Origin of the sequence: Pseudomonas sp. NPDC077451 (assembly GCF_044543345.1) — a bacterium.
GTDB lineage: Bacteria > Pseudomonadota > Gammaproteobacteria > Pseudomonadales > Pseudomonadaceae > Stutzerimonas.
In genome coordinates, this window is record NZ_JBITVX010000005.1 from 1 (window position 1) to 23169 (window position 23169).

A 23169-nucleotide genomic window follows, 5' to 3' on the forward strand; every position below is an offset into this window, starting at 1 on the left:
AGCGTCTCTCGTTAGCGGGAGGCGAATCATACAGCGTCTAAAACCGCTGTCAACCACCTCTTTCAACCGCTTCCGATCAACCTGACCGAAGCCACCAACAGGACTCAACCACCGCCCTGCCAGTCCGGCGCATTCTACTCGAATTCGCCATCCGTGCAACCCTTCATTTTTGCTAACTTCTTGATTTACAAGAGGTTTAGCTAAAGGCCTGCGCCGGAGAAGGTGCGCATTATAGGCACTCAGATTCTCACGTCAACCGTTGTTTCGGCCTTTATTTGCCGCCTGCTCGCCACGCCATACCGCGCTGGTTCTGACCAGCCGTCGTTCAACAGACGGCACACGTGAAGCAAGCAGAACCGCTGCGACTGTTGCGTAGAGGCTCCACTGGCCGGCATCGGACCTAACGACCCAAAGCATATGAAGCAATACGACCAGCAGCGTCGGATAGACGATGCGGTGCAGCTTCTTCCAGCGCTTACCGAGTTTGCGCATGCTCCAGCGCGTCGAGGTCATTGCGAGCGTCGATAGGCCGGCCAGCGCGATAGCACCCAAAGCGATGTAAGGACGCTCAACCAGCTCAGCAGCAAACTCGCTGAATTCCAAACCCAACAGGAAATATAGATAAGCAGCTAGATGAAGCGCGGCGTAACCGAATGCCCACAGCCCGATCTGCCGTCGAAACGCGATCCAGCCAGACCAGCCTGTCAGGATTCGTAGAGGCGTCATCGCCAGTGAGGCTAGAAGAAGGACCAACGCGCCCTGCCCGAGATTATCAACCAACACTTTACCGGGATCCGGCCCCAACGCAGCGGCCGCGGCGAGATAGAGCCAATAGCACGGCACGCCGGCAACGGAGCAAAAAAGCAGCAACCTCCACCAGGGATAGCGCATTAATAGTTCTTTCTCAGATCCATCCCTGTATATAAGTGCGCGACCTCTTCCTTGTACCCATTGAACATCTGCGTCTCGCGTACATTCGGGCTAAAAAGGCTCCCTGGCAAACGTCGCTCACGAGCTTGAGACCAGCGAGGGTGGGAAACGTTGGGATTGACGTTAGCGTAGAAACCATACTCTTGAGGAGCCATCGATTCCCACGTGGTCGCAGGCTGCTCACGAACGAAACTGATCCGAACGATTGACTTGATGCTTTTGAATCCATACTTCCAGGGCACTACAAGACGCATCGGCGCGCCATTCTGGTTTGGCAACACGCGGCCGTACATCCCGACAGCGATCAAGCTCAGCGGATGCATGGCCTCGTCCATTCTCAAACCTTCGACATAGGGCCAATCGATAAGGGAAAACCCAGTACGCATGCCAGGCATCTGTTCGGGACGCGCCAGTGTTTCAAAGCGGACATATTTAGCGTCGGTAGTGGGCTCCAACCGACTGATCAAATCAGCCAGAGAAACGCCAAGCCAAGGTATAACCATTGACCAGGCTTCGACGCAACGCAGGCGGTAGATTCGCTCTTCAAGCGCGGCGTCTGAAACAAGGTCTTCGATCGAATACTTCCCTGGCTTCGCCACTTCTCCATCGACAGTCACAACCCAAGGCTCAGTAACAAGCTGTGACGCATGCCGCGCCGGATCGCCTTTATCCGGCCCGAACTCGTAGAAATTGTTGTAATGCGTAGCGTCAGGATAAGGGGTGATGGCTTCGTTTTTAACCGTGACCGCACCCCAATTGGCTTGACGTAGCTTTTCGTCAAACCACACGGGAGCATTAGCCGGCTCCACGCCTGCGTAGCGAGGGTCGGCTTGAGCGATAGCAGGCAGCCCAGCGGCCGCAGCGGAGAACGCTGCTCCTTGCATGAACCGACGACGGTTCAGATAGAGCGCTTCCGGGGTTACCTCTGATTCGAGACAATCACTGCGACGCGGCGTTCTGATAAGCATGATGTGCTCCGCTGTCTGAGGCTGTATGAACAACCACTAGACAGCGGATCATTTCAAAAATCAACTTTCGGCGCGTTTGCGGCGACGCATCAGAAACTGTACCGGTCCAGAAACGGCGTAGGCGAGGAAGATCAGAAGCAGAATACGCGGCGGATCACTGAAAACCACGGCAAACACCAGGACTACGATCAGTATCGCCACAAAGGGCACCCGCCCTTTCAGATCGAGATCCTTGAAGCTGTAGTATTTGATGTTACTGACCATCAGCAGCCCCGCAGCAGCAACCAGCAGTGCAAACAACATGATCACCGCCAATGGCAGATCGAGACCGCGGACCCCTGGCTCATCAAGCGCCCAGACCGCCCAGACAGAGCCAGCCACAACCCCTGCAGCCGCAGGGCTCGCCAAGCCAATGAACCACTTTTTATCAACCTTGCCTATTTGGGTGTTGAAGCGCGCAAGCCGCAAGGCTGCGCAGGCCACGTAAATGAAGGCGACAGTCAACCCGACATTCCCGAGACTGGAGAGTGCCCATTGATAGGCGAGTACGGCCGGAGCTAGACCGAAAGCGACCATATCAGATAGCGAATCATACTCCGCACCGAATGCGCTCTGGGTGTTGGTAAGACGCGCGACTCGGCCGTCCAGGCTATCCAGCACCATCGCGACAAAAACGGTGGCAGCAGCGACATAGAAGTTGCCGTTGATTGCCGTGATGATGCAGAAAAAACCGGCAAACAGATTGGCCGTCGTGAACAAGTTGGGGAGCAGATAGATACCACGATGGCGAACCTTACGACCTTCGGCGTCCTGGCTCTCTTCGATGTGCTCGTCAATTGGCAGAAGACTTTCCGGTTCGATGGGTTTGTTCGGCTCTTCGGGATGCTCACTCATGCAAATTCACCTTACAGCAGGTTTGAATAATTTCGACAGGCCCTGGCACAGCGGGTTCACCCCTCAGCCAAGCATCGGTTTATACCAGAGACACGCGCCATAACGAAAAAACGCGGCCTAGGCCGCGTTCTTTCAAGCAAAACCAGGTATCAGTTCTTGCTCTTGTCGACGATCTTGTTCGCTGCGATCCACGGCATCATGGAGCGTAGCTTCTCACCGACCACTTCGATGCCATGCGCAGCGTTGTTACGGCGATAGGCTGTCATCGACGGGTAGTTTGCAGCGCCTTCGGTGATGAACATCTTGGCGTACTCGCCGTCCTGAATACGCTTCAGCGCATTGCGCATCGCGGCGCGGGATTCGGCGTTGATGACTTCCGGGCCGGTCACATACTCGCCGTACTCCGCGTTGTTGGAGATGGAGTAGTTCATGTTGGCGATACCGCCTTCGAACATGAGGTCGACGATCAGCTTCAGCTCATGCAAACACTCGAAATAAGCCATTTCCGGCGCATAACCGGCTTCGACCAGTGTTTCGAAACCGGCCTTGACCAACTCGACGCAACCACCACACAGAACTGCCTGCTCACCGAACAGATCGGTTTCGGTCTCGTCCTTGAAGGTGGTTTCGATGATGCCGGTACGGCCGCCGCCGACGCCCGATGCGTACGAAAGAGCAACGTTCGTGGCGTTACCGGAGGCGTCCTGGTAGATCGCGATCAGATCAGGAATACCACCACCCTTGACGAACTCGGAGCGAACGGTATGGCCCGGCGCCTTTGGTGCAATCATGATCACGTCGAGGTCGGCACGCGGTACAACCTGATTGTAGTGAATGGAGAAGCCGTGCGCGAAAGCCAGCGTAGCGCCCTTCTTCAGGTTCGGCTCGATCTCGTCGCGGTACAGGCGGCCCTGGAATTCGTCGGGCGTCAGAATCATAACGACATCCGCAGCGGCAACAGCGGCGGCTACGTTATCCACTTTCAGGCCGTGGGCTTCGGCTTTGGCTACCGACGGGGAGCCGGCACGCAGGCCAACGGTTACATCTACACCGGAATCTTTAAGGTTGCATGCATGAGCATGGCCCTGGGAGCCGTAGCCGATAACGGCGACTTTCTTGCCCTGGATAATGGAAAGGTCGCAATCTTTATCGTAAAAAACTTTCATGGAATTACCCCTGTTGCTGGCCGGTTGGGCCATTCGATAAGTCGTATTAGATGCTCAGCACTTTGTCGCCGCGAGATATACCCGTAACACCGCTGCGCACCACTTCCAGAATCGATGTCGTACCGATGGCCTGGATGAAACTGTCCAGCTTGTCGGTCGTACCGGCCAGCTGGATGGTATAGACGTTGGAGGTCACGTCGACGATCTGCCCACGGAAGATGTCGGTCGTACGCTTGACTTCGGCACGCTGCGCTCCGGTTGCCTTCACTTTGATCAACATGAGCTCGCGCTCGATGTGAGCACTCTCGGATAGGTCGACCAGCTTGACGACCTCGACCAACTTGTTGAGGTTCTTGGTGATCTGCTCGATCACTTCCTCGTGGCCCGCCGTCGTCAGCGTTAGCCGGGACAGCGTTGGGTCTTCGGTTGGTGCTACGGTCAGGCTTTCGATGTTGTAGTTGCGCTGCGAGAACAGTCCGACCACGCGAGACAATGCACCTGGTTCGTTTTCCATCAGCAGAGAAATGATGTGTCTCATGATCAGGTCCGCTCCGTCTTGCTGAGCCACATATCGCGCATGGCGCCGTCTTTGATCTGCATCGGATAGACGTGCTCGCTGGTGTCGACCGCAATGTCCAAGAAGACCAAACGGTCTTTCAGGGCAAAGGCCTCTTCCATTTTTGGCTTTAGATCCTTCAGCTCAGTGATGCGCATCCCAACATGCCCATACGCTTCGACCAGCTTAACGAAGTCAGGCAGCGACTCCATGTAGGAGTGCGAGTAGCGGCTGTTGTACTGCATGTCCTGCCATTGGCGAACCATGCCCAACGCACCGTTGTTGAGATTAATGATCTTCACCGGGAGGTCGTACTGCAGGCAGGTCGACAGCTCCTGAATGTTCATCTGAATGCTGCCTTCACCCGTTACACAGGCGACGTCGGCTTCAGGGAAGTTCAGTTTTGCGCCCATCGCAGCTGGAAATCCGAAGCCCATGGTCCCAAGGCCACCGGAGTTCAGCCAGCGGTTCGGCTTGTCGAACTTGTAGTACTGGCAGGCAAACATCTGGTGCTGACCCACGTCCGAAGCCACGTAAGCGTCGCCCTTGGTTACTTCACACAGAGTTTCGATAACCGCCTGAGGCTTGATGATGGTGCCGTCGCCCTTATCGTAGGGAAACAGGCCACGGCTGCCGCGCCATTCCTCGATCTGCTTCCACCAACTGGCGACGGTCTCGGCGTTTGGTGTCTGACCGATCTCCTTGACGATAGCGACCATCTCGGTGAGCACGCTATCGACCGGGCCGACGATCGGGATGTCCGCTTTGATGGTCTTGGAGATGGAAGCCGGATCAATGTCGATGTGAATAATTTTGGCGTTCGGGCAGAACTTGGTCGCGCCATTGATCACACGATCGTCGAAGCGTGCACCCACGGCCAGGATGACATCGGAATGGTGCATCGCCAGGTTTGCCGTGTAGCTACCGTGCATACCCAGCATACCGACGAACTGACGGTCGCTGCCTGGATAGCAGCCCAACCCCATGAGCGTGTTCGTGACCGGAAGATTGAGCATCTTGGCCAGCTCAGTGAGCTGCGAAGATGCGCCACCCATGATCACGCCGCCACCGGCATAGATGATCGGTCGCTTGGCCGTCAGCAGGAGCTCGGCCGCCTTGCGAATCTGCCCGGAATGCCCACGAACGGCCGGGCTGTATGAACGCAGCTTGGCTTTTTTCGGATAGACGTATTCGAACTTTTCGGCCGGGTTGGTCATGTCCTTAGGGATGTCGACAACGACAGGACCGGGACGGCCGGACTGAGCCAGGTAGAACGCTTTCTTCATCACATCGGGAATTTCCGAAGGATGCTTGATCATGAAACTGTGCTTAACGATGGGGCGGGAAATACCGATCATGTCGGTTTCCTGGAAGGCATCGGTGCCAACCATATTGCTGGCAACCTGCCCCGATATAACCACCATCGGGATCGAGTCCATATAGGCAGTTGCAATGCCAGTGATGGCATTGGTCGCGCCTGGACCAGAGGTAACCAGTACCACACCGGCCTTACCAGTGGCACGCGCATAGCCATCGGCCATGTGAGTGGCTGCCTGCTCATGACGAACAAGGATATGCGTGACTTCCTTTTCCTTGAACAGCGCATCATAGATGTGCAGCAAGGCGCCGCCGGGATAACCGTAGATGTACTTAACGCCTTCGTCGCGCAAGAAGCGGACGACCATTTCAGCGCCGGATAAAAGTTCCACGTTGTTCACCTCTAGAACGCCAGATAGCCGCTCCGCGTCGGACCGGCCAGAATTAGGTTTACTGCCAAGCAGTGCGTGAGCGACGGTGGTCGCCGACTACGTCAGCTACTGTCAAAGCGAGTATTAGGGAAGCCCCAAAGTGTTGCGGGGCGCCCCTCCCAGCGCGAGGTAACGCGTTGCGGGTGTTGCAGGTCGGCGCGGGTATGCACCTCATGATTGAGCGAAGGGCTCGCTTGCGGCGGCCCCTCAGAACAGCAAGCATGGAATTGTTCGGATTAGGCTTGGCCAAGTCAAGTCTGCTGTTGCCCTTCGGCTGTATTCAGCTGTGATCCAGCGCAGAATGAAGCCCTCTGTCTTTTGCGTATAGTACCGGCTTGGTTTTGCATCCACTAAAGGGAAAAGCATGCGTTTGACCATTCTCGCAGGCGGCCTGCTGCTTGCACTGAGCAGCAATATCATGGCCGGCCAGGTTTATAAGTGGGTCGATGCTGAAGGCGTTACACATTTCGGAGCACAGCCACCCCAAGGCCGGCCGGCCGAAACGCTGAATACGGCCATCGCCCCGCCAAAGCCGGCCATGACCGAAAGCGCCGCTTCGCAACAATCAGGCGAGTCCGAACAGCGCGACATTGACCGCAAGGTGAAGCAACAGGTAGCAGAGCAGGAAGCCGAGCGGCAGCAATATTGCACTACCCTGCGCACCAACCTGGCGCAACTGCAGAACAACCCGCGCGTGCGCGTAGAAGAAGAAGGTGGTAATCGACGCCTGAACGAAGAGGAGCGCCAGGCGCGTATTGGCGAAACAAAACAGAAAATCGCCGACAACTGCAACTGAACACAGCAATCAACGTCTGCCTACCTGCGGGCGTTGGTTAGCCCTCGCCGCCACTGATCAACCGATCGAAAGTTTCAAGCGTCTCAAACAACCCGACCACGCGCTGCGGCTGATCTTGATAAACCATTTCGGCCATCGCCAGAATCCCCGACACAGTCGGGAGCGGCTGGCCTTGCTCCAGAATGTGTTTCATGCGGGGCAGAAAAATCCACTGCAACCACTGATCGAACGCCAGTGTATCGACGCAGAACGGCTCCTGACTGGCGAGCGCCTCAGGCGCAGGCGGCGACGACGCCCAAACCCCAAGCACCCGAAGCTCGCGCTCGATCAGTAGCAACTGGTCAGCCAACGCCGGCACCCGATCGTCCATCACATCGAGACCTTGGCCCGCTCGCGCGCCTGAGCAGCGCCAGCAGCATTTCCCTGACGCTCACGTGCCTGGGCAATCAGTTCCCAGAGACTGGCCTGCAGAGCTGGCCGGTCGCTCGCATAACTCAGCCCGCGCCGAGACAGCTGTTCAGCCTGAACGGCATCCCCTTGCGCCAGACGAACCTGAGCCAGACGATAGAGCACCTGAGGTTCGCGCGGGGCGATTCGCTGAGCACGCTCGAGACTGGACGCAGCTCCGTTGAGGTCACCTCCGCCCTGTAGTTGCTGCGCAGTGGTGAGCAGTGCCAGCACCGGCCCATCAAGCTGTTCGTCTGCTGACAAGGTGCCGCTGCTTGACGGGATTCCGCTGGGCATTGGCTGTCGCTGGGCCGGGGCGGGCATCGGCGCGGACTGAGCGGGCGGCGTCCACTGACCTGTCCCGCCTACAGGCGGTTGCGCAGAGTCTCCAGAGAAGGCGCCATCGGGTGCACCGAAGGTTTGCAACGGTTCGGAGCTGTGCTGCGGCACCATGACCATCACGCCCGAGTCCGCAGGCACAGATTGCGCGGTGACCGCAGGTGCATTAGCCCGGCGGTTGGGCTGACGCGCAGAAGCCTCCTCCGATACCGGCGCCCCCGAATCAACGACGGGTATTGCGCCGCGCTTGACCGAGGCGCAACCCGGCAGTAGCACCGCCGCCACCAATACGATCATCCATTGCTTGTTCACAGTTCAAACCTCTTGATAAACCAACCGGCCAGCCGCCAGCTATGGCAACCAGCCACGAACCCAATCCATGACCGACTCAGCCGGGGCCTGCATACCGCAACCCGGCCCCGGCGCCGGCTCGCTGCCGCGGATATAGGGCATCTGTACGGCGCCCGGGCAGTTTTCCAATGTCCCCTCACCGGTTTGTGCATCGACCCAGGCCATGGAGACGTTATCCGGCACGGGCATTTGCAGGGGGAGTGGATCGGCACGACGCATGAAATCAGCCCATACCTGCAACGCACCTGTGGCGCCGGTCAACGAGGTCTTGCCGTTGTCGTCGCGCCCCAACCAGACTACCGCGAGCAAATCCTGACTGAAGCCCGCAAACCAGCTATCACGCGAATCATTGGTAGTACCAGTCTTGCCTGCCAGTGCCAGCGATTTCGGGACCTGATTGTAGACAGAACGCCCAGTCCCTTCGAGCATCGTTCGCTGCATGGCGTATTGCGTCAGGTAGATAGCACCAGGATCGAACCGCTGCTCAATCTTGAACGGATAGCGACTTAGGGGTTCGCCATCGGCCGCGACGACACTGCGAATGGCCCGCAACGGGGTGTTGAAGCCGCCGTTGGCTATCGTCTGGTAAACCCCTGCAACTTCGATCGGGCGCAATCCGCCCGCCCCCAGCAGCATCGAGGGATAGGCCGGCCAGTCGGGCGAAGCGCCCAAGCGCGCCAGCGTTTTGAGCACGTGTGGCACGCCGAGATCCAGGCCAAGCCGCGCGGTCGACAGGTTGTAGGAGTTGGCCAAGGCCTGATAGAGATAGACCGTGCCATGAGCGGTACGCCCGTAATTCTGTGGTTTCCACACCTTGCCGTCGGTTCCCTTGACTGAGAACGGCTCGTCCTCCAGCAGGCTGGTCAGGGTGTATTGGCTGGGCTTCTCCAGCGCAGCGAGATAGATCGCCGGCTTGATCAGCGAGCCAATCGGACGCGATGCGTCCAGCGCCCGATTGAAGCCGGCAAAGCCTGGATGGCGGCTACCCAGCATGGCCTGCAGCTCGCCGGTTTCCGGGTTGGTGACCAGCATCGCGCCTTCAACGCCCTCGGCTGCCTTGCCCAGACGCTTAAGCGTGTCGGTCATGGCCTTTTCAGCCTTGGATTGAATGATCGGATCGAAGCTGGTGAAAACCCTCAGTCCTTCCTCAGTAAGGTCCTCGTCGCGATAGTCCTCTCGCAACTGCCGCTTCACAAGGTCGAGAAATGCCGGATAGGAGCTGTCAGCCAGGCTGCCACGCTGCGTCACGCCAAGCGGCGCTTGCCGCGCCTGGGCAGCTTCCTCCGGGCTGATTACCTGCTGCTCAGCCAACAGATCGATGATCAGATTACGCCGCTCCAAGGCACGTTCAGGATGGCGGCGAGGATTGTAGTAAGTCGGCCCCTTGACCATGCCGACCAACAGGGCCACATGCTGGAGCTTGAGCTCTGCCAGTGGCCTTCCAAAAAAATACTGGCTTGCCAAACCGAAGCCGTGAATGGCGCGACGACCATCCTGACCAAGAAAAACCTCGTTCAGATAGGCTTCGAGGATCTCTGGCTTGTCGTAGTGGAGCTCAAGCAGCACTGCCATCATGGCTTCGGTAGCCTTACGACTCAGGCTGCGCTCGTTGGTGAGATAGAAGTTCTTCACCAGCTGCTGCGTCAGTGTGCTGCCGCCCTGGCGAACCTCCCCAGCAGTAAGGTTCACCCAGACGGCACGCGCAATGGATTTAGGCGACACGCCTAAATGATCGAAGAACTCCCTATCTTCAACAGCAACCAGTGTTTCAACCAGATAGGGCGGTACCTGATCAAGCTTGATCAGAATGCGGTCTTCGTTGTGCGCGGGGTATAACCCGCCCACGACCAGTGGCTCGAGACGTACTACCGGCAGCTCGCCACCGTCCATGTGCGCAAGCCCCGCGACGAAGTCTCCAGAAAACCGCACACGGATCCGCCGAGACTCTTCCGCACCCTCATAGAAGCGGAAACCCCGTGTATGCATTTCGACCGCATTGCTGGCGACCGACACAGTTCCCGGTCCACTCACCGATTTCTCTCGGCGATAGCCCAACGCATCGACCTCGTTGAGAAAGTCATCCTTGTCGAGTTTTTGCCCAACAAACAATTCCAGCGGCCTGGCATAAACCGTCGCAGGGATCGTCCAGCGCTTGCCGGAAAATTTCTCCTGCACCACCGCATCGAGATATACCGCGACGCCAGCCAGCAGTACCAGCGCGACGATGGAGAGTTTGATAATCCAGCCTAGCCAGGGGCGCGAAGCACCGGAACGGCGTTTGGAACGGGAGCGAGACGAGCGTGATTTAGTCATGGCGGCGCATTATACGCACTTTGATTTGCGCCGAAGACGGCCTCTTGGCGGTTTGCACGCTTACCGAGGATGGACATAATGGAGCGTTTTTGACTGTGTGAACTGTCTCCCGAAAGTGCTCACACACCCGTCCAACAAACCTACAAGGAGTGACCGTGAGCCAAGCTCTGATTGCTGCACTGCAGAATCCGGCCCTGTACCCCCACCCGGTCGACGGCTTTAAAGTCATCGAGACCCATATTTCCTGGGTCATCCTTACTGGCGCGCACGCCTACAAGATGAAGAAGCCGGTTGATTTCGGCTTCCTCGACTTCACCGACCTCACGGCACGCAAGCATTATTGCGAGGAAGAGCTGCGCCTGAACCAGCGTATGGCGCCGGATCTGTATCTCCAGGTTCTGCCTGTCACTGGCAGTGTCGAAGAACCGGAAATCGGTGGAAATGGGGAACCCATCGAATACCTGTTGCAAATGCGCGAGTTCCCACAAACGCAGCTGATGGCGGAGGTACAGGCACGGGGTGAGCTGACGGACAATCACATTGATGCCCTCGCCGAGCAAATCGCCGGGTTCCACTTGAGCATTCCGCAGGTGGCTGCGGACCATCCGCTGAACAGCGCCGAAGGGATCGTCGCGCCGATGCGGCAGAACTTCGAGCAGATTCGGCCTTTGCTCACCGAGCAAGCAGACCTGCAGCAACTCGATGCCCTGCTGGACTGGACCGAAACCAGCATCGCCCGTTTGCAGCCATTGCTCGAGCAACGCAGCCAGCAAGGCTTCATTCGTGAATGCCACGGCGATCTGCATTTGGGCAATGCCGCCATCATAAAAGGCAAAGTGGTGCTGTTCGACTGCATCGAATTCAACGAGCCATTTCGCCTGATCGACATCGCATCCGACGCAGCCTTCCTGGCGATGGACCTAGAAGACCGAGGTTTGAAGTGTCAGGCACGGCGCTTTATCAACGGCTGGCTAGAACGCACTGGCGACTACGCCGCGCTGCAACTGCTCAACCTCTATAAAGCTTACCGAGCGCTTGTTAGGGCGAAGGTCAGCCTATTCCGGCTGCACCAGGAAGAGGACGCCGTGCAGCGCCGGATCGTCCTGCGCCAGTATCGTAGTTACGCCAATCTGGCCGAAAGCTACAGCGCTATCCCCTCCCGCTTCCTTGCCATCACTCACGGCGTATCGGCGGTTGGCAAGAGCCAGGTTGCGCTGCGCCTGGTAGAGGCTCTGGGCGCTATCCGTATACGTTCGGATGTCGAACGCAAACGGCTCTACGGTCAGCAACCAGAGGCCCTGGCGTCCGAGGTAAATGCCGGCATCTACAATGCCGAGGCTGGCGATGCCACCTATCAGCGGTTGCACTCGCTAGCCGAGACCGCGCTTAGCGCCGGCTTCTCGGTGGTCATTGATGCGACCTACCTGAAACATCAGTATCGTCAAGCGGCCTGGCAAGTTGCAGAGGCTACCGGCGTGCCCTTTATGATCCTGAGCTGCGAGGCGCCCGACGCCGTCATCGAACAGTGGCTCACCCAGCGCCAGGCCAAGGGCGGCGATCCGTCCGATGCCACGATGGCTGTGATCAACGCTCAACAGTCATCTCGCGAGCCGCTGAGCGAGAGTGAGCAGTTACTTAACCGGCAGATCAACACACCCGAAGCGGGGAGCCTTGACGCGTTGGTGAGCGCAATTCGGCAGCGCCTGCCGGGCCTCTGACACCCGGGAGGACAACGCTTCCTGTACGGAAAAGCGCCATCCAAGCACCGCTGAAGGCAGAACCCAGCGGTGCTTCTATACTGAACATGTCTGTCAGCGGAAGTCGGCCATGTCTCACTGTGTTCTGCCATTGGTATCGCTGGACCGTTGCCATGGGTGATAGCGTCCAGCTCTTTTCAATTCGTTCTGACGACTACGCACAGTTCCGCCCCACGTATCCGAGCAGCATGTTCAATTGGCTCGCCGAACAGTGCTCGGTGCCCAGCTGCGCACTCGACGTTGCGTCTGGCACTGGCCAGGCTACACGGGGATTGGTGGACCACTTCGACCGAGTTGTGGCGTGCGATGCCAGCCCTGGCCAACTGACCGGCAGTACCGACTGGCGATCTGCGGAGCGATTCGCGGCGCAAGCTGAGCAGTTGCCGCTGCGCGATAGTGTGGCCGACTTGATTGTGGTCGCACAGGCATTGCACTGGTTCGCTACCCCGGCCTTCTTTGACGAAGCGAAGCGAGTGCTGTCAGCAGATGGGCTGTTCTGCGCGTGGTGCTACAGCTTGCTTCGTATCGAACCGCCGCTGGATGCCATGATCGAGCAGCTGCATGGCGAAACCCTGAGCGGCTACTGGCCACCAGGACGCGCCAGCGTCGATGCGGGCTATCGAGATATCCAAGCACCATTCACAACCTTCCAACCTCCAGAATTTGCCCTCGAAGCCCACTGGAACCTGCCGCAGCTGCTTGGCTACCTGCGCACTTGGTCGGCAGTGAAGCAGTGGCAGCAGATCCATGGCCAAGATCCGGTGACTTCACTCGAATCTGAGTTCAAGCGTCTATGGGGGAATCCGGAACACCAGCGCCGGGTTCGCTGGCCGCTTCATTTCCTCGCCGGCTACCCAGGCCGATAGGAGCAATCATGCACGACGAACTGTTGACCTTGAGAAATCTTGGCAAGACATCCGCGCAATGGCTGCACGCCTCGGGCATCCATACGGCCGATGACCTGCGTCGACTCGGCGCGGTCAGTGCCTACCAGGCGGTTAAGTCACGGGGATTCAGCGCCTCGAGAGTGTTGCTTTATGCCATCGAAGGGGCGTTGCGAGACATTAATTGGAAGGAACTGCCGGCCCCCCTGAAAACCGAGCTGAACCAGCACCTGGCCCGGTGTGATTACCGAGACAAGAGCTAGCTCACAATGCCCGCTCGGCGCGATTTACTCTCGTCAGGCGCGGCCTTATGGTGAGCACGCGCATCGCTCCACCTCTGTGAGCCCGCTTGTCCAAGGATTGCCGACATGTATCTACTCGGGGAACAACCGGCCTATGCCGATCAACTGATCAACCGTTTGCAGGGGATCCCCGCGCAACTGCTTGAAGGGCTCACCCCTTCTGCACCACCTATCGAGATCAAGGGTTCCGACGATCTGGCGGAAGACCTACCCGAGCAGCACCTATTCGTCATCGAGAGCGGCCTGTTGCATGCACTGGTCGACGAAAGACCATTGTTCTACATGCAGGAAGGCGACCTGCTCGGACTACGCCAAGGAATCGAACTGCCGCTGTGCCGTTATCGCAGCGATGAATCGATTCGTCTGGTTCCCTATGCACGCAGTGCGGTGTTTCGCCATATTCATGCGGATCAGCGGCGGCAAGAGCTCTTCACCCAATACCTGATTGGGCAGACAGCGCTGTTGTCAGATGCGTTGGCGCGACTGAAGCAACCCGAGATCCACCCCACCACCGGGTTTCAGCATTTCGCCGCGGGAGAGGAATTGATTCGACAGGGCGACGATGCGGACAACGTGTTCATCATCATCGAAGGCCATGCCGACGCGCTTGTCGATGGACAGAAAGTCGGCGACGTACAGCGCGATGAGATCTTTGGGGCCATGGCCGTATTCACCCAAGAGAAGCGCAGCGCGACCGTCGTCGCCACTGTCGCCTGCACCGTTATGCTTATCCCCAAGGACCAATTTCTCAGCCTGATGCACAGCAATCCCAAGATTGCGCACAGCCTCATCGAAAGCATGGCCAGGCGCATCGATTTGCTGAACAAAGAGGTGACGCAGCTGCGCATGCCCCTCACCGCCAGCGCGTAGATCCCATTATCTTGGACGAAAACTTTATTTGAGTTCGGCTGTTGACTAACGAATGAGAATTGTTATTATTAGCACCACTGGTCGCAAGATCAGCCGGTAAACTGAAAGGACGGGCAGTCGGCCTTTCAGGTTATCTCCTCATCAGGCTAATCACGGTTTTGACCCGGCTCTTGCCGGGTCTTTTTTTGCCCGCGAAACACTAGCTCCGCTGAACCTCTGTTCCCAGCTACTCGGTTGCCTTACGAAGTTCGGCGCAATGATCCTGCTGCGGCTGAGCCGGGGTAAACCAGACGAAATCGGCCTGATCGGAGGGAGCCCTGTCTCCCACTTCGACGAACATCAATACTCGCGTCGCGGGATTGCGATCTCGACTCGAAAGATACAAAGGCACGCCGAGATCACGCCGGACATGAAAAGCACCTGCCACTAGCATTGCCGGCTTCGGCGCGGAATTCAGCTGCTCGGCCATTCGCAGGTCGCGTTGCTGCTGGACTGCGAGCATGGCGGGCAGCTGCTTCTCTGGCAGCAGGTCGCAGTGGGACGTCCGAATCTGCGCGAGCAAGATCCCCTGCACGTTCTTGTCAGCGGCCGCACCGGTGAGCGTTGGTATACGGCGGTAGACACGCATGATTTCCTCTCGATCGAGATTGGCTGACAGCAAAGGATAGGGCTGCGCCAACGCATGCTTGACCAGCGGGGCGTACAACCGCCATTCCCAACCTTTTTGCCAGTCCAGCGCAGCAGGCAGGTCAGCTGGCCACTGCCCACGGTCAACCAATGCTTGCACCTTAGCGACCTTGTCCTGCTGATCCGGGTTGAGCATTTCCAGCAGCAGACTCCCCTGCGCCCGGCGCTGTGCCAAGGCCTGAAGAAGCCAAAGCTGGAGGGCATGGTGGTCTGGGTTGTCATGGCGCTCCCCTACCAATACCTCATCGACCTTGGCTAGCTCGTCGAGCAACCGCCTCGGCGATATCTGTTCGCCGCTTTGCAGATCGACGATCCGCCCCAGGTCGGGATGCTCGAGACCCTCTGGACTTTGCCAGGCTGGCAAGGGTGGTAGTGACTGACAAGCGGCGGTGAGCAAGATCACGACCAGGGGCAATAGCAATCGCATACATCAATCCTCAGCGAGCAATAACGAGCGGGTGGTCTCTTTCCGGGTGGCGCTGGATCAGCACATCGAGGCCGAACACCGACTTCAGTGGCTCAGACCGCAACACCTGTTCGGGCGTACCGCTCAGATGTACACGTCCGTTAGCCAGCAGCACCAGACGATCGCAGTAGCGTGCCGCAAGGTTGAGATCATGCAGGATGACCAGTACCGCGCCGCCCAGTTTGGCGAACTGGCAGATCGCGTAAAGGATGCTGTGCTGATGCAACGGATCGAGCATGGCCGTAGGCTCGTCGAGCAACAATACTTGCCCAGTACGCCCGGGCCATAGCTGCGCGAGTACCCGCGCAAGGTGCACGCGCTGCTGTTCGCCTCCGGACAGCGACAGGTAACTGCGCTGGGCCAGATGCTGCGCATCTGCAGCACCCAGTGCAGCCGAGACGATAGCCCGGTCGGCTTCGAGACCGCTTTCATGTGGCAGCCGACCTAAGCCGACCACTTCGTCGACGCGAAAACCGAAATTCAAGGTTGAATTCTGCGGCAAAACCGCCAGACAGCGCGCGCGCTCCGGACCACTCCAGCTGTGCAGCGGTTTCTGATGCAACAGCACCTCGCCAGCACCGACAGGCAGCTCGCCACTCAGCGCGGCAAGCAGGGTGCTCTTCCCTGCTCCGTTTGGCCCCAGCACCCCTAAAACCTCGCCTGCGTCCAAAGCCACGTTAACGTCAGCGAGGACGTCGGAAGCGCCTCGCCGAACTGAGCCACCGCGAATACTGAGCATCACTGTGGCTGCCGCAATAACAGGTAAAGAAAGAAAGGCGCGCCCAGCAATGCAGTGACGATACCGATCGGCAACTCGGCAGGTGCCAGCAGAAGCCGGGCAAGGAGATCGGCAAGCAGCAACAGACTCCCCCCAGCCAACGCCGAAGCCGGTAACAGTAACCGGTGGTCGGGACCGATCATCAGCCGCACCAGATGTGGAACCACCAGCCCAACGAAGCCGATCATGCCGGCCGCCGCTACCGCAGCGCCGACACTGAGCGCTGTGCAAAACACCAGTTCGCGCTTGAGTTGTTCCACATCAAAGCCGAGGTGACGTGCCTCCGATTCGCCCAGCAGCAGCGCATTCAGTGCCCGCGCACGGCGAGGCAACCAGAACGTCACCGCCACAGTCACCAGCAATAGCGGCCAGAGCCGTGCATAGCTCGCCCCGTTGAGGCTGCCGAGATTCCAGAAGGTCAACGTACGCAACGCTTTGTCATCCGCAACGTAGGTGAAGAGCCCGATCACCGCTCCAGCAAGAGCGGTCAGTGCAATGCCAGCGAGCAGCATCGTCGCGACATGCGTGCGCCCGTCCCGACGACCAAGCCGATAAACCAGCCAGGTGACACCCAGGCCACCGAGAAACGCACTGATTGACAGCAGATAAGGCTCCAGCAGCGGGGAGATTCCGCCGACGAGCTCACCACCAACGATGGTGGCGGCGGCGCCTAGTGCGGCACCACTGGAAACACCGACCAGCCCAGGGTCAGCCAGTGGATTGCGAAATAACCCCTGCATGGCGACGCCGGACAATGCGAGTACCACCCCCACACTTAACCCGAGCAAGGCGCGTGGCAAGCGTATCTGTCCGAGGATCAGAGCGGCTTGGTCAGCGCCCTCGCCCGCAATCGATAAGCCAAACAGTTGCAGCAAGGCTTTTAAGGTATCGCCCAGCGGTAGAGTGACCGGCCCAAGCGACAGCGACAACCAGAAGGCGATCAGCCACACGAGTCCCAGCGAAATAAACAGCGGGCGTGCGGATAGCACTGGGCTCATCAAAAGTTTCGCCAGTTGAAATTTGAGCAGAAGAATAAAAGCCAGCCACTGACTCCGCCAGCGCTATCAGCGGTTCGTCGACCCTGTCGCTAGCTGATTGGGTGATAATTCTTCGCATATTAAGGAGGACCCGATGATTCGATTGTGCGAGACCACAGAGGTGACGGAGGGACAGAGCAAGGGTTTCGAACGAGAAGGGCAGCGCCTGCTGGCAATACGCAAGGAGGGCACACTCTACGTTTATCAGAATCGTTGCCCACATCGCGGAATCCCCCTGGAATGGTTGCCGGACCAGTTCCTCGACAGCAGCGGCAGCCTGATCCAGTGCGCCACCCACAGCGCCCTGTTTCTCATCGACAGTGGCGAATGCGTGGCCGGCCCCTGTGCAGGACAGGCATTGCGAGCGCTGCCATGCATCGAGCAAGACGGCACCATCTGGTTACAGAACGTGCGCTAGTGCGACGTTGCGTACGAGCGACGATTGGCCGCGTTGGGTATCATGCGGTCACTGCTTCCTGTGAGATGACCATGCGCCGTTTGCTGAGTCTGCTGCTCCTTTTCTTCGCCCTCCCTGCCGCCGCAGGCCTGTTTGACAGCCGTCCTAGCGTTACGCTTGGAGGCCTGAACAACAGCGCAGACTTCTTGCCGGTACGCGAGGCGTTTCGCCTGAACCTGATCGACGCCTCGCCGGAGCTGGTGAAACTGCGTTTCGTAGCACAGGAAGGCTATTACCTCTACCGGCACCAGTTCAAATTCAGGACCGATACGCCTGGGGTTGTGGTCGCCGAGGCGAATCTTCCAGCCGGCGAGCAGAAGACCGATGACTATTTCGGCGAAGTCGAAGTCTATTACGGCGTGCTCGACGTCGAGCTACCGATTCGCAACCCGCAGAACCAACCCTTTACCTTGCAGGTGACTTACCAAGGTTGCGCAGACAAAGGCTTGTGCTATCCGCCGGAAACCGAATCTCTCGACATTGGTGGCGCGCCGACAGGGCCGCCCAAAGCATCGACTCCAGACAGTCCGACCGATGCCAGTGCCGGTCTCTCCTGGCGCTCGGTGGCGTTATTCTTTCTCGCGGGTTTGGGGCTGACCTTCACACCATGCGTCTTGCCAATGCTGCCGATTCTGTCCGGGGTCGTTTTGCGCGGACAGATCGGCGGGATGCGCAGTTTTGGTCTATCGCTCGCCTACGTCTTGCCAATGGCGGCCGGCTTCGCCGTGCTCGGTGCGCTCATGGGCATGTTCGGAGCCGAGCTGAATCTGCAGGCACGCCTGCAATCTCCCTGGATCCTAGTGCCGTTCGCGCTATTTTTCGTCGCCTTTGCCCTGGCCATGTTCGGACTGTTCGAGCTGCGCGTCCCGCAGGTCATGGGTTACCGCCTCGAGCGTATTGCGGGTAACGCCAAGGGCGGCTCCTTCGTCGGTGCCGCACTGCTCGGCACTGTCTCCAGCCTGCTGGTTTCGCCATGCGTCTCGGCACCGCTTGCTGGCGCTCTGCTGTATATCAGCGCCAGTGGCGATGCGCTGGGTGGCGGACTCAAACTGTTTGCCCTTGGTCTGGGAATGGGCACACCGCTGATTCTATTCGCCATTGGCGGCGGCGCCCTGCTCCCCAAGAGCGGACCATGGATGGTCACGGTGCGCAACGTGTTCGGTGTGCTGCTGCTGGCAGTCGCGGTATGGATGCTCGAGCGGGTTTTGCCAGGTCCGCTGGCGCTGGCACTGTGGGGTTTGCTGGCCGCCGGCACGGCATTGTTCCTTGGCACCTTGGAGTTCGGTCTCAAGACCCCCCAACAAAAATTGGCACAATTACTGGGCTTGGTCCTGCTGGTCTATGCCCTGGCGACTTGGGTCGGTGCGCTGCAAGGTGGCTCCGATCCGCTTCGGCCATTGCCCCACTCGACGTCAGCCGTCGGCAACAGTTTGGCCAGCGAAACTGAAGCCTGGCGCACGATAACCACCCCAGATGAACTCGACGCCCAGCTCAAAGCGGCCCAAGCAGCCGGCCAGCCGTTGATGCTCGACTGGTACGCCGATTGGTGCATCAGCTGTAAGGTGATAGAACGCGAAGTGTTCGCCGCCCCTCAAATTGCACCCCGCTTGGAAGACTACCGCCTGGTTCGCTTCGACATTACGGACAGTAACCCGGAACAGCGGGCCTTGCTGGATCGCTATAAGCTGTTCGGACCGCCTGCGGTTCTATTCTTCGATCGCGCCGGCAATGAACTGACCGACGTCAGGGTCGTCGGTGAAATCGATGCCAGCCAGTTTGCTGAACGACTGGACCGCGCCGAAACCTCTCTCTAGACGATTCCCTGCGGCAATCTCCAGTCATAATGTCGGCATTTACGCCGATCAAGACATGACTGGACAGTCAGCCCTTGCTTCGGGCATAGTTTTTCCCCTCACCGACCGACGCGCTCCAAGCGGCTGTTTGGATAGAACAACAAGGAATACTCATGGCGACGTTTCTGGTCCTCCACGGCCCGAATCTGAATATGCTTGGCACTCGCGAACCTGGCGTTTATGGCGCCATAACACTGGCTCAGATAAATCAGGATCTGGAGCAGCGAGCCCGCGACGCCGGCCATCACCTGCTGCACCTTCAATCCAATGCCGAGTACGAACTGATCGAGCGCATCCATGCCGCACGCGGTGAAGGCGTGGACTTCATCCTGATCAATCCCGCCGCTTTCACACATACCAGCGTCGCCTTACGTGACGCGCTGCTGGCGGTGAGCATCCCATTCATCGAAGTGCACCTGTCCAACGTGCACAAGCGTGAACCTTTCCGCCATCACTCCTACTTCTCGGATGTCGCGGTAGGGGTGATCTGCGGCCTTGGCGCCAGCGGCTACCGCCTGGCATTGGAGGCCGCCTTGGAACAACTCGCTGCTTCCTGACAGGACCGCGCGCGACACGCGCCCGGCCTCGAAGAAGCGAGCAGCAATGCCCTTTGAACCTACTTGGGAGTCACCGCTTCATGGATATTCGCAAAGTCAAGAAACTGATCGAACTGCTGGAAGAGTCCGGTATCGACGAACTGGAAATTCACGAAGGCGAAGAGTCCGTTCGCATCAGCCGTCACAGCAAGCAGGTTGCAATGCAGCAGCCCTACTACGCCCAGGCACCGATGCCAGCACCGGTAGCCGCTCCTGCTGCAGCGCCAGCCGCCGACGCCGCACCGGTGCAGCCCAAGCTCAACGGCACCGTGGTCCGCTCGCCAATGGTCGGCACCTTCTACCGTGCCTCGTCGCCTGAAGCGGCCAACTTCGTTGAAGTGGGTCAAAGCGTCAAGAAAGGCGACATTCTGTGCATCGTTGAAGCGATGAAGATGATGAACCACATCGAGGCCGAAACCAGCGGCACCATCGAATCCATCCTGGTGGAGAATGGTCAGCCGGTCGAATACGACCAGCCGCTGTTCACCATCGTTTGAACTGCGGAGAACCAGCGATGTTGGAAAAAGTACTAATCGCCAACCGCGGTGAAATTGCCCTGCGGATTCTGCGAGCCTGCAAAGAGCTGGGGATCAAGACCGTTGCAGTTCACTCGACCGCAGACAGAGAGCTGATGCACCTGGCCCTGGCCGACGAGTCCGTCTGCATCGGCCCGGCCCTCGCCACCAACTCCTACCTGCACATCCCCTCGATTATTGCCGCCGCAGAAGTGACCGGCGCCACGGCGATCCATCCCGGCTATGGCTTTCTAGCTGAGAACGCCGACTTTGCCGAGCAGGTGGAGAAGTCCGGTTTTGCCTTCGTCGGCCCTAAAGCGGAAACCATTCGCCTGATGGGCGACAAGGTCTCGGCCAAGGAAGCCATGATCAAAGCAGGCGTGCCTGTGGTGCCGGGTTCCGAGGGACCGCTACCGGAAGATGAAAACGAAGCGCTGCGCATCGCACGCGAAGTCGGCTATCCGGTGATCATCAAGGCAGCAGGCGGCGGTGGCGGCCGCGGCATGCGCGTGGTCCACAAAGAAGAAGACCTGATCAAATCGGCCAAGCTGACTCGTACCGAAGCGGGCGCAGCGTTCGGCAATCCGATGGTCTATCTCGAGAAATTCCTGGGCAATCCGCGCCACGTCGAAGTTCAGGTGCTGTCCGATGGACAGGGCAACGCTGTGCACCTGGGCGACCGCGACTGCTCGCTGCAGCGCCGCCATCAGAAGGTTCTGGAAGAAGCACCTGCCCCTTATATCGACGAAAAAGCACGTGCCGAAGTACTCAAGCGCTGCACCGATGCCTGCGTCGAGATCGGCTACCGGGGCGCCGGTACGTTCGAGTTTCTTTACGAAGACGGTCGCTTCTACTTCATCGAAATGAACACGCGCGTACAGGTAGAGCATCCGGTAACCGAAATGGTCACTGGCATCGACATCGTCAAGGAGATGCTCAGCATCGCTGCCGGCAACAAATTGTCGATCAAGCAGGAAGACGTGGTCATTCGCGGGCATTCGCTGGAATGCCGGATCAACGCCGAAGATCCCTCCAACTTCCTGCCCAGCCCCGGCAAGGTGAAGCACTTCCACGCGCCTGGCGGCAATGGCGTCCGGGTCGATTCGCACCTGTACAGCGGTTATTCGGTGCCACCGAACTACGATTCGCTGATCGGCAAGCTGATCACCTACGGCGCGACACGTGAAGAGGCCATGGCTCGCATGCGCAACGCTCTGGACGAAATCGTTGTCGATGGCATCAAAACCAACATCCCGCTGCACCGGGATCTGGTCCGAGATGACGGCTTCTGCAAAGGCGGCGTGAACATCCATTACCTGGAAAAGAAGCTGGGAATGGACAAGCACTGATCGAGTGCTGACATTGACAAGGGCTGCCGATTGGCAGCCCTTGTCGTTTCTGGCTTCAGCCGGATGGAAGCTGCACGCAGGCTCCAGTAATATTTCGACTTTTCCCCGGCCGCCTATCCCGGCCGTTCGCTCCGAGAGGCCACAATGCCCTGGCTACAACTTCGTCTCGCCATCTCACCGGAACAGGCAGAAGCCCTCGAAGACGCACTATTGGGCGTTGGCGCAGTGTCCGTAACCTTTATGGACGCCGAAGATCAACCAATATTCGAGCCCGATCTCAACACCACCCCGCTGTGGTCACACACACATTTGCTGGCGCTATTCGAAGGCGATACCGACGAAAGCAACCTCCTGGCCCACTTGCAGCTCCTAACGGGCGGCGAGCTGCCCGAGTATCAGCTCGAGCGGATCGAAGACCAGGATTGGGAACGCAGCTGGATGGACAGCTTCCACCCGATGCGTTTCGGCAGCCGCCTGTGGATCGTGCCGAGCTGGCATGCTGCTCCAGAACCGAACGCGGTGAACCTATCGCTCGATCCCGGCCTGGCCTTTGGCACCGGTACTCACCCGACCACGGCGCTCTGTCTGGAGTGGCTGGACGCGCAGCCGCTAGATGGTTTGGACGTGCTGGATTTCGGCTGTGGCTCCGGCATTTTGGCCATTGCTGCCCTGCTTTTAGGGGCGAAGCAAGCGGTGGGAACCGACATCGACGTGCAGGCGCTCGAGGCATCGCGTGACAATGCGGGACGCAACGGCATCGACCCAGCACGCCTCCCGCTTTATCTGCCCGAGCAGCTTCCCGATGGCCAGGCTGACGTGGTGGTCGCCAACATCCTCGCCGGCCCGCTGGTGGCACTGGCACCGAGTATCATCGAAAGGGTCAAGCCCGGCGGCCGTCTGGCCCTGTCGGGAGTATTGGCTGAGCAGGCTGAAGAGGTCCGTGCCGCCTATGCAGATCAATTCGAGCTTGATGCGACGGCGGACAAAGACGGTTGGGTGCGAATTACCGGCACCCGTCGGCTGTGATTAAAGTCTCTGGCCGAGCACTCAACTCGGCCGTTCTCCACTGCGGCTCACTGGCGTGCATGCGCTAGACTACGGCCATTTAAG

The 23169-nt window shown here is 58.7% G+C and carries 23 protein-coding genes; 11 read left to right on the forward strand and 12 right to left on the reverse strand.

Features of this window, described 5'->3' with window-relative positions; translation table 11 throughout:
* Window positions 1–252: 252 nt before the first annotated feature.
* From msrQ to ACIGHL_RS09890, 6 genes are all read right to left on the reverse strand, one after another.
* Complete coding sequence (gene msrQ, locus ACIGHL_RS09865; protein WP_128119976.1) at window positions 253–891, reverse strand: protein-methionine-sulfoxide reductase heme-binding subunit MsrQ; 639 nt, start codon at window positions 889–891, stop codon at window positions 253–255.
* Window positions 891–1898: a protein-methionine-sulfoxide reductase catalytic subunit MsrP gene (msrP, locus tag ACIGHL_RS09870; protein ID WP_128119977.1), complete on the reverse strand. Its 1008-nt coding sequence runs from the start codon at window positions 1896–1898 to the stop codon at window positions 891–893. The genes msrQ and msrP overlap by 1 nt, the downstream gene beginning before the upstream one ends.
* 60 nt (window positions 1899–1958) lie before the next feature.
* On the reverse strand, window positions 1959–2792 hold the full coding sequence (pssA, locus tag ACIGHL_RS09875; protein WP_128119978.1) for a CDP-diacylglycerol--serine O-phosphatidyltransferase: 834 nt from the start codon (window positions 2790–2792) through the stop codon (window positions 1959–1961).
* A gap of 149 nt (window positions 2793–2941) precedes the next feature.
* Window positions 2942–3958 (reverse strand): ketol-acid reductoisomerase, encoded by a 1017-nt coding sequence (gene ilvC / locus ACIGHL_RS09880; protein WP_045424915.1) that lies wholly within the window; start codon window positions 3956–3958, stop codon window positions 2942–2944.
* 46 nt (window positions 3959–4004) lie between these two features.
* A complete protein-coding gene (gene ilvN, locus ACIGHL_RS09885; protein WP_045424913.1) occupies window positions 4005–4496 on the reverse strand; it encodes an acetolactate synthase small subunit in 492 nt (163 codons plus the stop codon).
* A gap of 2 nt (window positions 4497–4498) precedes the next feature.
* Window positions 4499–6223, reverse strand: a complete 1725-nt coding sequence (locus ACIGHL_RS09890; RefSeq protein WP_128119979.1) for an acetolactate synthase 3 large subunit — start codon at window positions 6221–6223, stop codon at window positions 4499–4501.
* A gap of 403 nt (window positions 6224–6626) precedes the next feature.
* On the opposite strand from ACIGHL_RS09890, the gene ACIGHL_RS09895 reads away from it, so the two are divergent.
* On the forward strand, window positions 6627–7058 hold the full coding sequence (locus ACIGHL_RS09895; RefSeq protein WP_128119980.1) for a DUF4124 domain-containing protein: 432 nt from the start codon (window positions 6627–6629) through the stop codon (window positions 7056–7058).
* Between the two features lie 37 nt (window positions 7059–7095).
* Here ACIGHL_RS09895 and ACIGHL_RS09900 read toward each other — a convergent pair whose 3' ends face one another.
* From ACIGHL_RS09900 to mrcB, 3 genes are read right to left on the reverse strand one after another with little or no spacing between them, the layout of a single operon-like run.
* The gene (locus ACIGHL_RS09900) at window positions 7096–7428 is read right to left on the reverse strand and encodes a YqcC family protein (RefSeq protein WP_128119981.1); all 333 of its coding nucleotides are present in this window, start codon (window positions 7426–7428) and stop codon (window positions 7096–7098) included.
* Window positions 7428–8141 (reverse strand): tetratricopeptide repeat protein, encoded by a 714-nt coding sequence (locus ACIGHL_RS09905; RefSeq protein ID WP_128120168.1) that lies wholly within the window; start codon window positions 8139–8141, stop codon window positions 7428–7430. Before ACIGHL_RS09905 ends, ACIGHL_RS09900 begins: the two co-directional genes overlap by 1 nt.
* A gap of 54 nt (window positions 8142–8195) precedes the next feature.
* Complete coding sequence (gene mrcB, locus ACIGHL_RS09910) at window positions 8196–10508, reverse strand: penicillin-binding protein 1B (RefSeq protein ID WP_128119982.1); 2313 nt, start codon at window positions 10506–10508, stop codon at window positions 8196–8198.
* A 155-nt stretch (window positions 10509–10663) separates the two neighbouring features.
* On the opposite strand from mrcB, the gene ACIGHL_RS09915 reads away from it, so the two are divergent.
* The 4 genes from ACIGHL_RS09915 (at window position 10664) to ACIGHL_RS09930 (ending at window position 14321) form a co-directional block, all read left to right on the forward strand.
* Window positions 10664–12226 (forward strand): bifunctional aminoglycoside phosphotransferase/ATP-binding protein, encoded by a 1563-nt coding sequence (locus ACIGHL_RS09915; RefSeq protein WP_128119983.1) that lies wholly within the window; start codon window positions 10664–10666, stop codon window positions 12224–12226.
* A 152-nt stretch (window positions 12227–12378) separates the two neighbouring features.
* Entirely contained in the window at window positions 12379–13131 is a 753-nt protein-coding gene (locus ACIGHL_RS09920; protein ID WP_128119984.1) for a class I SAM-dependent methyltransferase, read from the forward strand.
* Window positions 13132–13139: 8 nt separating this feature from the next.
* On the forward strand, window positions 13140–13412 hold the full coding sequence (locus ACIGHL_RS09925) for a TfoX/Sxy family protein (protein WP_128119985.1): 273 nt from the start codon (window positions 13140–13142) through the stop codon (window positions 13410–13412).
* Window positions 13413–13517: 105 nt separating this feature from the next.
* A complete protein-coding gene (locus ACIGHL_RS09930; protein WP_128119986.1) occupies window positions 13518–14321 on the forward strand; it encodes a cyclic nucleotide-binding domain-containing protein in 804 nt (267 codons plus the stop codon).
* A gap of 226 nt (window positions 14322–14547) precedes the next feature.
* On the opposite strand, the gene ACIGHL_RS09935 is transcribed toward ACIGHL_RS09930, so the two are convergent.
* The 3 genes from ACIGHL_RS09935 to ACIGHL_RS09945 are packed head-to-tail and all read right to left on the reverse strand — an operon-like array spanning window position 14548 to window position 17196.
* Window positions 14548–15435, reverse strand: a complete 888-nt coding sequence (locus tag ACIGHL_RS09935) for a ChaN family lipoprotein (protein ID WP_128119987.1) — start codon at window positions 15433–15435, stop codon at window positions 14548–14550.
* Window positions 15436–15445: 10 nt separating this feature from the next.
* Window positions 15446–16213: a heme ABC transporter ATP-binding protein gene (locus ACIGHL_RS09940; RefSeq protein ID WP_128119988.1), complete on the reverse strand. Its 768-nt coding sequence runs from the start codon at window positions 16211–16213 to the stop codon at window positions 15446–15448.
* The gene (locus ACIGHL_RS09945; protein WP_181689989.1) at window positions 16213–17196 is read right to left on the reverse strand and encodes a FecCD family ABC transporter permease; all 984 of its coding nucleotides are present in this window, start codon (window positions 17194–17196) and stop codon (window positions 16213–16215) included. The genes ACIGHL_RS09940 and ACIGHL_RS09945 overlap by 1 nt, the downstream gene beginning before the upstream one ends.
* Before the next feature lie 187 nt (window positions 17197–17383).
* Between ACIGHL_RS09945 and ACIGHL_RS09950 the strand changes: the two genes are divergently transcribed.
* The 6 genes from ACIGHL_RS09950 (at window position 17384) to prmA (ending at window position 23085) form a co-directional block, all read left to right on the forward strand.
* Window positions 17384–17707, forward strand: a complete 324-nt coding sequence (locus tag ACIGHL_RS09950) for a Rieske (2Fe-2S) protein (RefSeq protein ID WP_128119990.1) — start codon at window positions 17384–17386, stop codon at window positions 17705–17707.
* A gap of 71 nt (window positions 17708–17778) precedes the next feature.
* Window positions 17779–19560, forward strand: coding sequence for a protein-disulfide reductase DsbD (locus ACIGHL_RS09955; protein ID WP_128119991.1), 1782 nt, complete (start codon window positions 17779–17781; stop codon window positions 19558–19560).
* Between the two features lie 152 nt (window positions 19561–19712).
* The gene (gene aroQ / locus ACIGHL_RS09960) at window positions 19713–20156 is read left to right on the forward strand and encodes a type II 3-dehydroquinate dehydratase (protein WP_045424891.1); all 444 of its coding nucleotides are present in this window, start codon (window positions 19713–19715) and stop codon (window positions 20154–20156) included.
* Window positions 20157–20236: 80 nt separating this feature from the next.
* A complete protein-coding gene (gene accB / locus ACIGHL_RS09965) occupies window positions 20237–20692 on the forward strand; it encodes an acetyl-CoA carboxylase biotin carboxyl carrier protein (RefSeq protein ID WP_128119992.1) in 456 nt (151 codons plus the stop codon).
* A gap of 17 nt (window positions 20693–20709) precedes the next feature.
* The gene (gene accC / locus ACIGHL_RS09970) at window positions 20710–22059 is read left to right on the forward strand and encodes an acetyl-CoA carboxylase biotin carboxylase subunit (RefSeq protein WP_128119993.1); all 1350 of its coding nucleotides are present in this window, start codon (window positions 20710–20712) and stop codon (window positions 22057–22059) included.
* A 144-nt stretch (window positions 22060–22203) separates the two neighbouring features.
* Window positions 22204–23085, forward strand: a complete 882-nt coding sequence (gene prmA / locus ACIGHL_RS09975; RefSeq protein WP_128119994.1) for a 50S ribosomal protein L11 methyltransferase — start codon at window positions 22204–22206, stop codon at window positions 23083–23085.
* The last annotated feature ends 84 nt before the right edge of the window (window positions 23086–23169 follow it).

Bases quoted from the DNA above. Each gene is read 5' to 3' on its own strand.
- ACIGHL_RS09900 (WP_128119981.1), bottom strand. From the start codon at position 7,428: ATGGACGATCGGGTGCCGGCGTTGGCTGACCAGTTGCTACTGATCGAG.
- ACIGHL_RS09950 (WP_128119990.1), top strand. From the start codon at position 17,384: ATGATTCGATTGTGCGAGACCACAGAGGTGACGGAGGGACAGAGCAAG.
- accB (WP_128119992.1), top strand. From the start codon at position 20,237: ATGGATATTCGCAAAGTCAAGAAACTGATCGAACTGCTGGAAGAGTCC.
- ilvN (WP_045424913.1), bottom strand. From the start codon at position 4,496: ATGAGACACATCATTTCTCTGCTGATGGAAAACGAACCAGGTGCATTG.
- prmA (WP_128119994.1), top strand. From the start codon at position 22,204: ATGCCCTGGCTACAACTTCGTCTCGCCATCTCACCGGAACAGGCAGAA.
- ACIGHL_RS09905 (WP_128120168.1), bottom strand. From the start codon at position 8,141: ATGATCGTATTGGTGGCGGCGGTGCTACTGCCGGGTTGCGCCTCGGTC.
- aroQ (WP_045424891.1), top strand. From the start codon at position 19,713: ATGGCGACGTTTCTGGTCCTCCACGGCCCGAATCTGAATATGCTTGGC.
- pssA (WP_128119978.1), bottom strand. From the start codon at position 2,792: ATGAGTGAGCATCCCGAAGAGCCGAACAAACCCATCGAACCGGAAAGT.
- ilvC (WP_045424915.1), bottom strand. From the start codon at position 3,958: ATGAAAGTTTTTTACGATAAAGATTGCGACCTTTCCATTATCCAGGGC.
- msrP (WP_128119977.1), bottom strand. From the start codon at position 1,898: ATGCTTATCAGAACGCCGCGTCGCAGTGATTGTCTCGAATCAGAGGTA.
- ACIGHL_RS09930 (WP_128119986.1), top strand. From the start codon at position 13,518: ATGTATCTACTCGGGGAACAACCGGCCTATGCCGATCAACTGATCAAC.
- ACIGHL_RS09895 (WP_128119980.1), top strand. From the start codon at position 6,627: ATGCGTTTGACCATTCTCGCAGGCGGCCTGCTGCTTGCACTGAGCAGC.
- ACIGHL_RS09925 (WP_128119985.1), top strand. From the start codon at position 13,140: ATGCACGACGAACTGTTGACCTTGAGAAATCTTGGCAAGACATCCGCG.
- ACIGHL_RS09935 (WP_128119987.1), bottom strand. From the start codon at position 15,435: ATGCGATTGCTATTGCCCCTGGTCGTGATCTTGCTCACCGCCGCTTGT.
- ACIGHL_RS09940 (WP_128119988.1), bottom strand. From the start codon at position 16,213: ATGCTCAGTATTCGCGGTGGCTCAGTTCGGCGAGGCGCTTCCGACGTC.
- ACIGHL_RS09955 (WP_128119991.1), top strand. From the start codon at position 17,779: ATGCGCCGTTTGCTGAGTCTGCTGCTCCTTTTCTTCGCCCTCCCTGCC.
- ACIGHL_RS09920 (WP_128119984.1), top strand. From the start codon at position 12,379: ATGGGTGATAGCGTCCAGCTCTTTTCAATTCGTTCTGACGACTACGCA.
- accC (WP_128119993.1), top strand. From the start codon at position 20,710: ATGTTGGAAAAAGTACTAATCGCCAACCGCGGTGAAATTGCCCTGCGG.
- mrcB (WP_128119982.1), bottom strand. From the start codon at position 10,508: ATGACTAAATCACGCTCGTCTCGCTCCCGTTCCAAACGCCGTTCCGGT.
- msrQ (WP_128119976.1), bottom strand. From the start codon at position 891: ATGCGCTATCCCTGGTGGAGGTTGCTGCTTTTTTGCTCCGTTGCCGGC.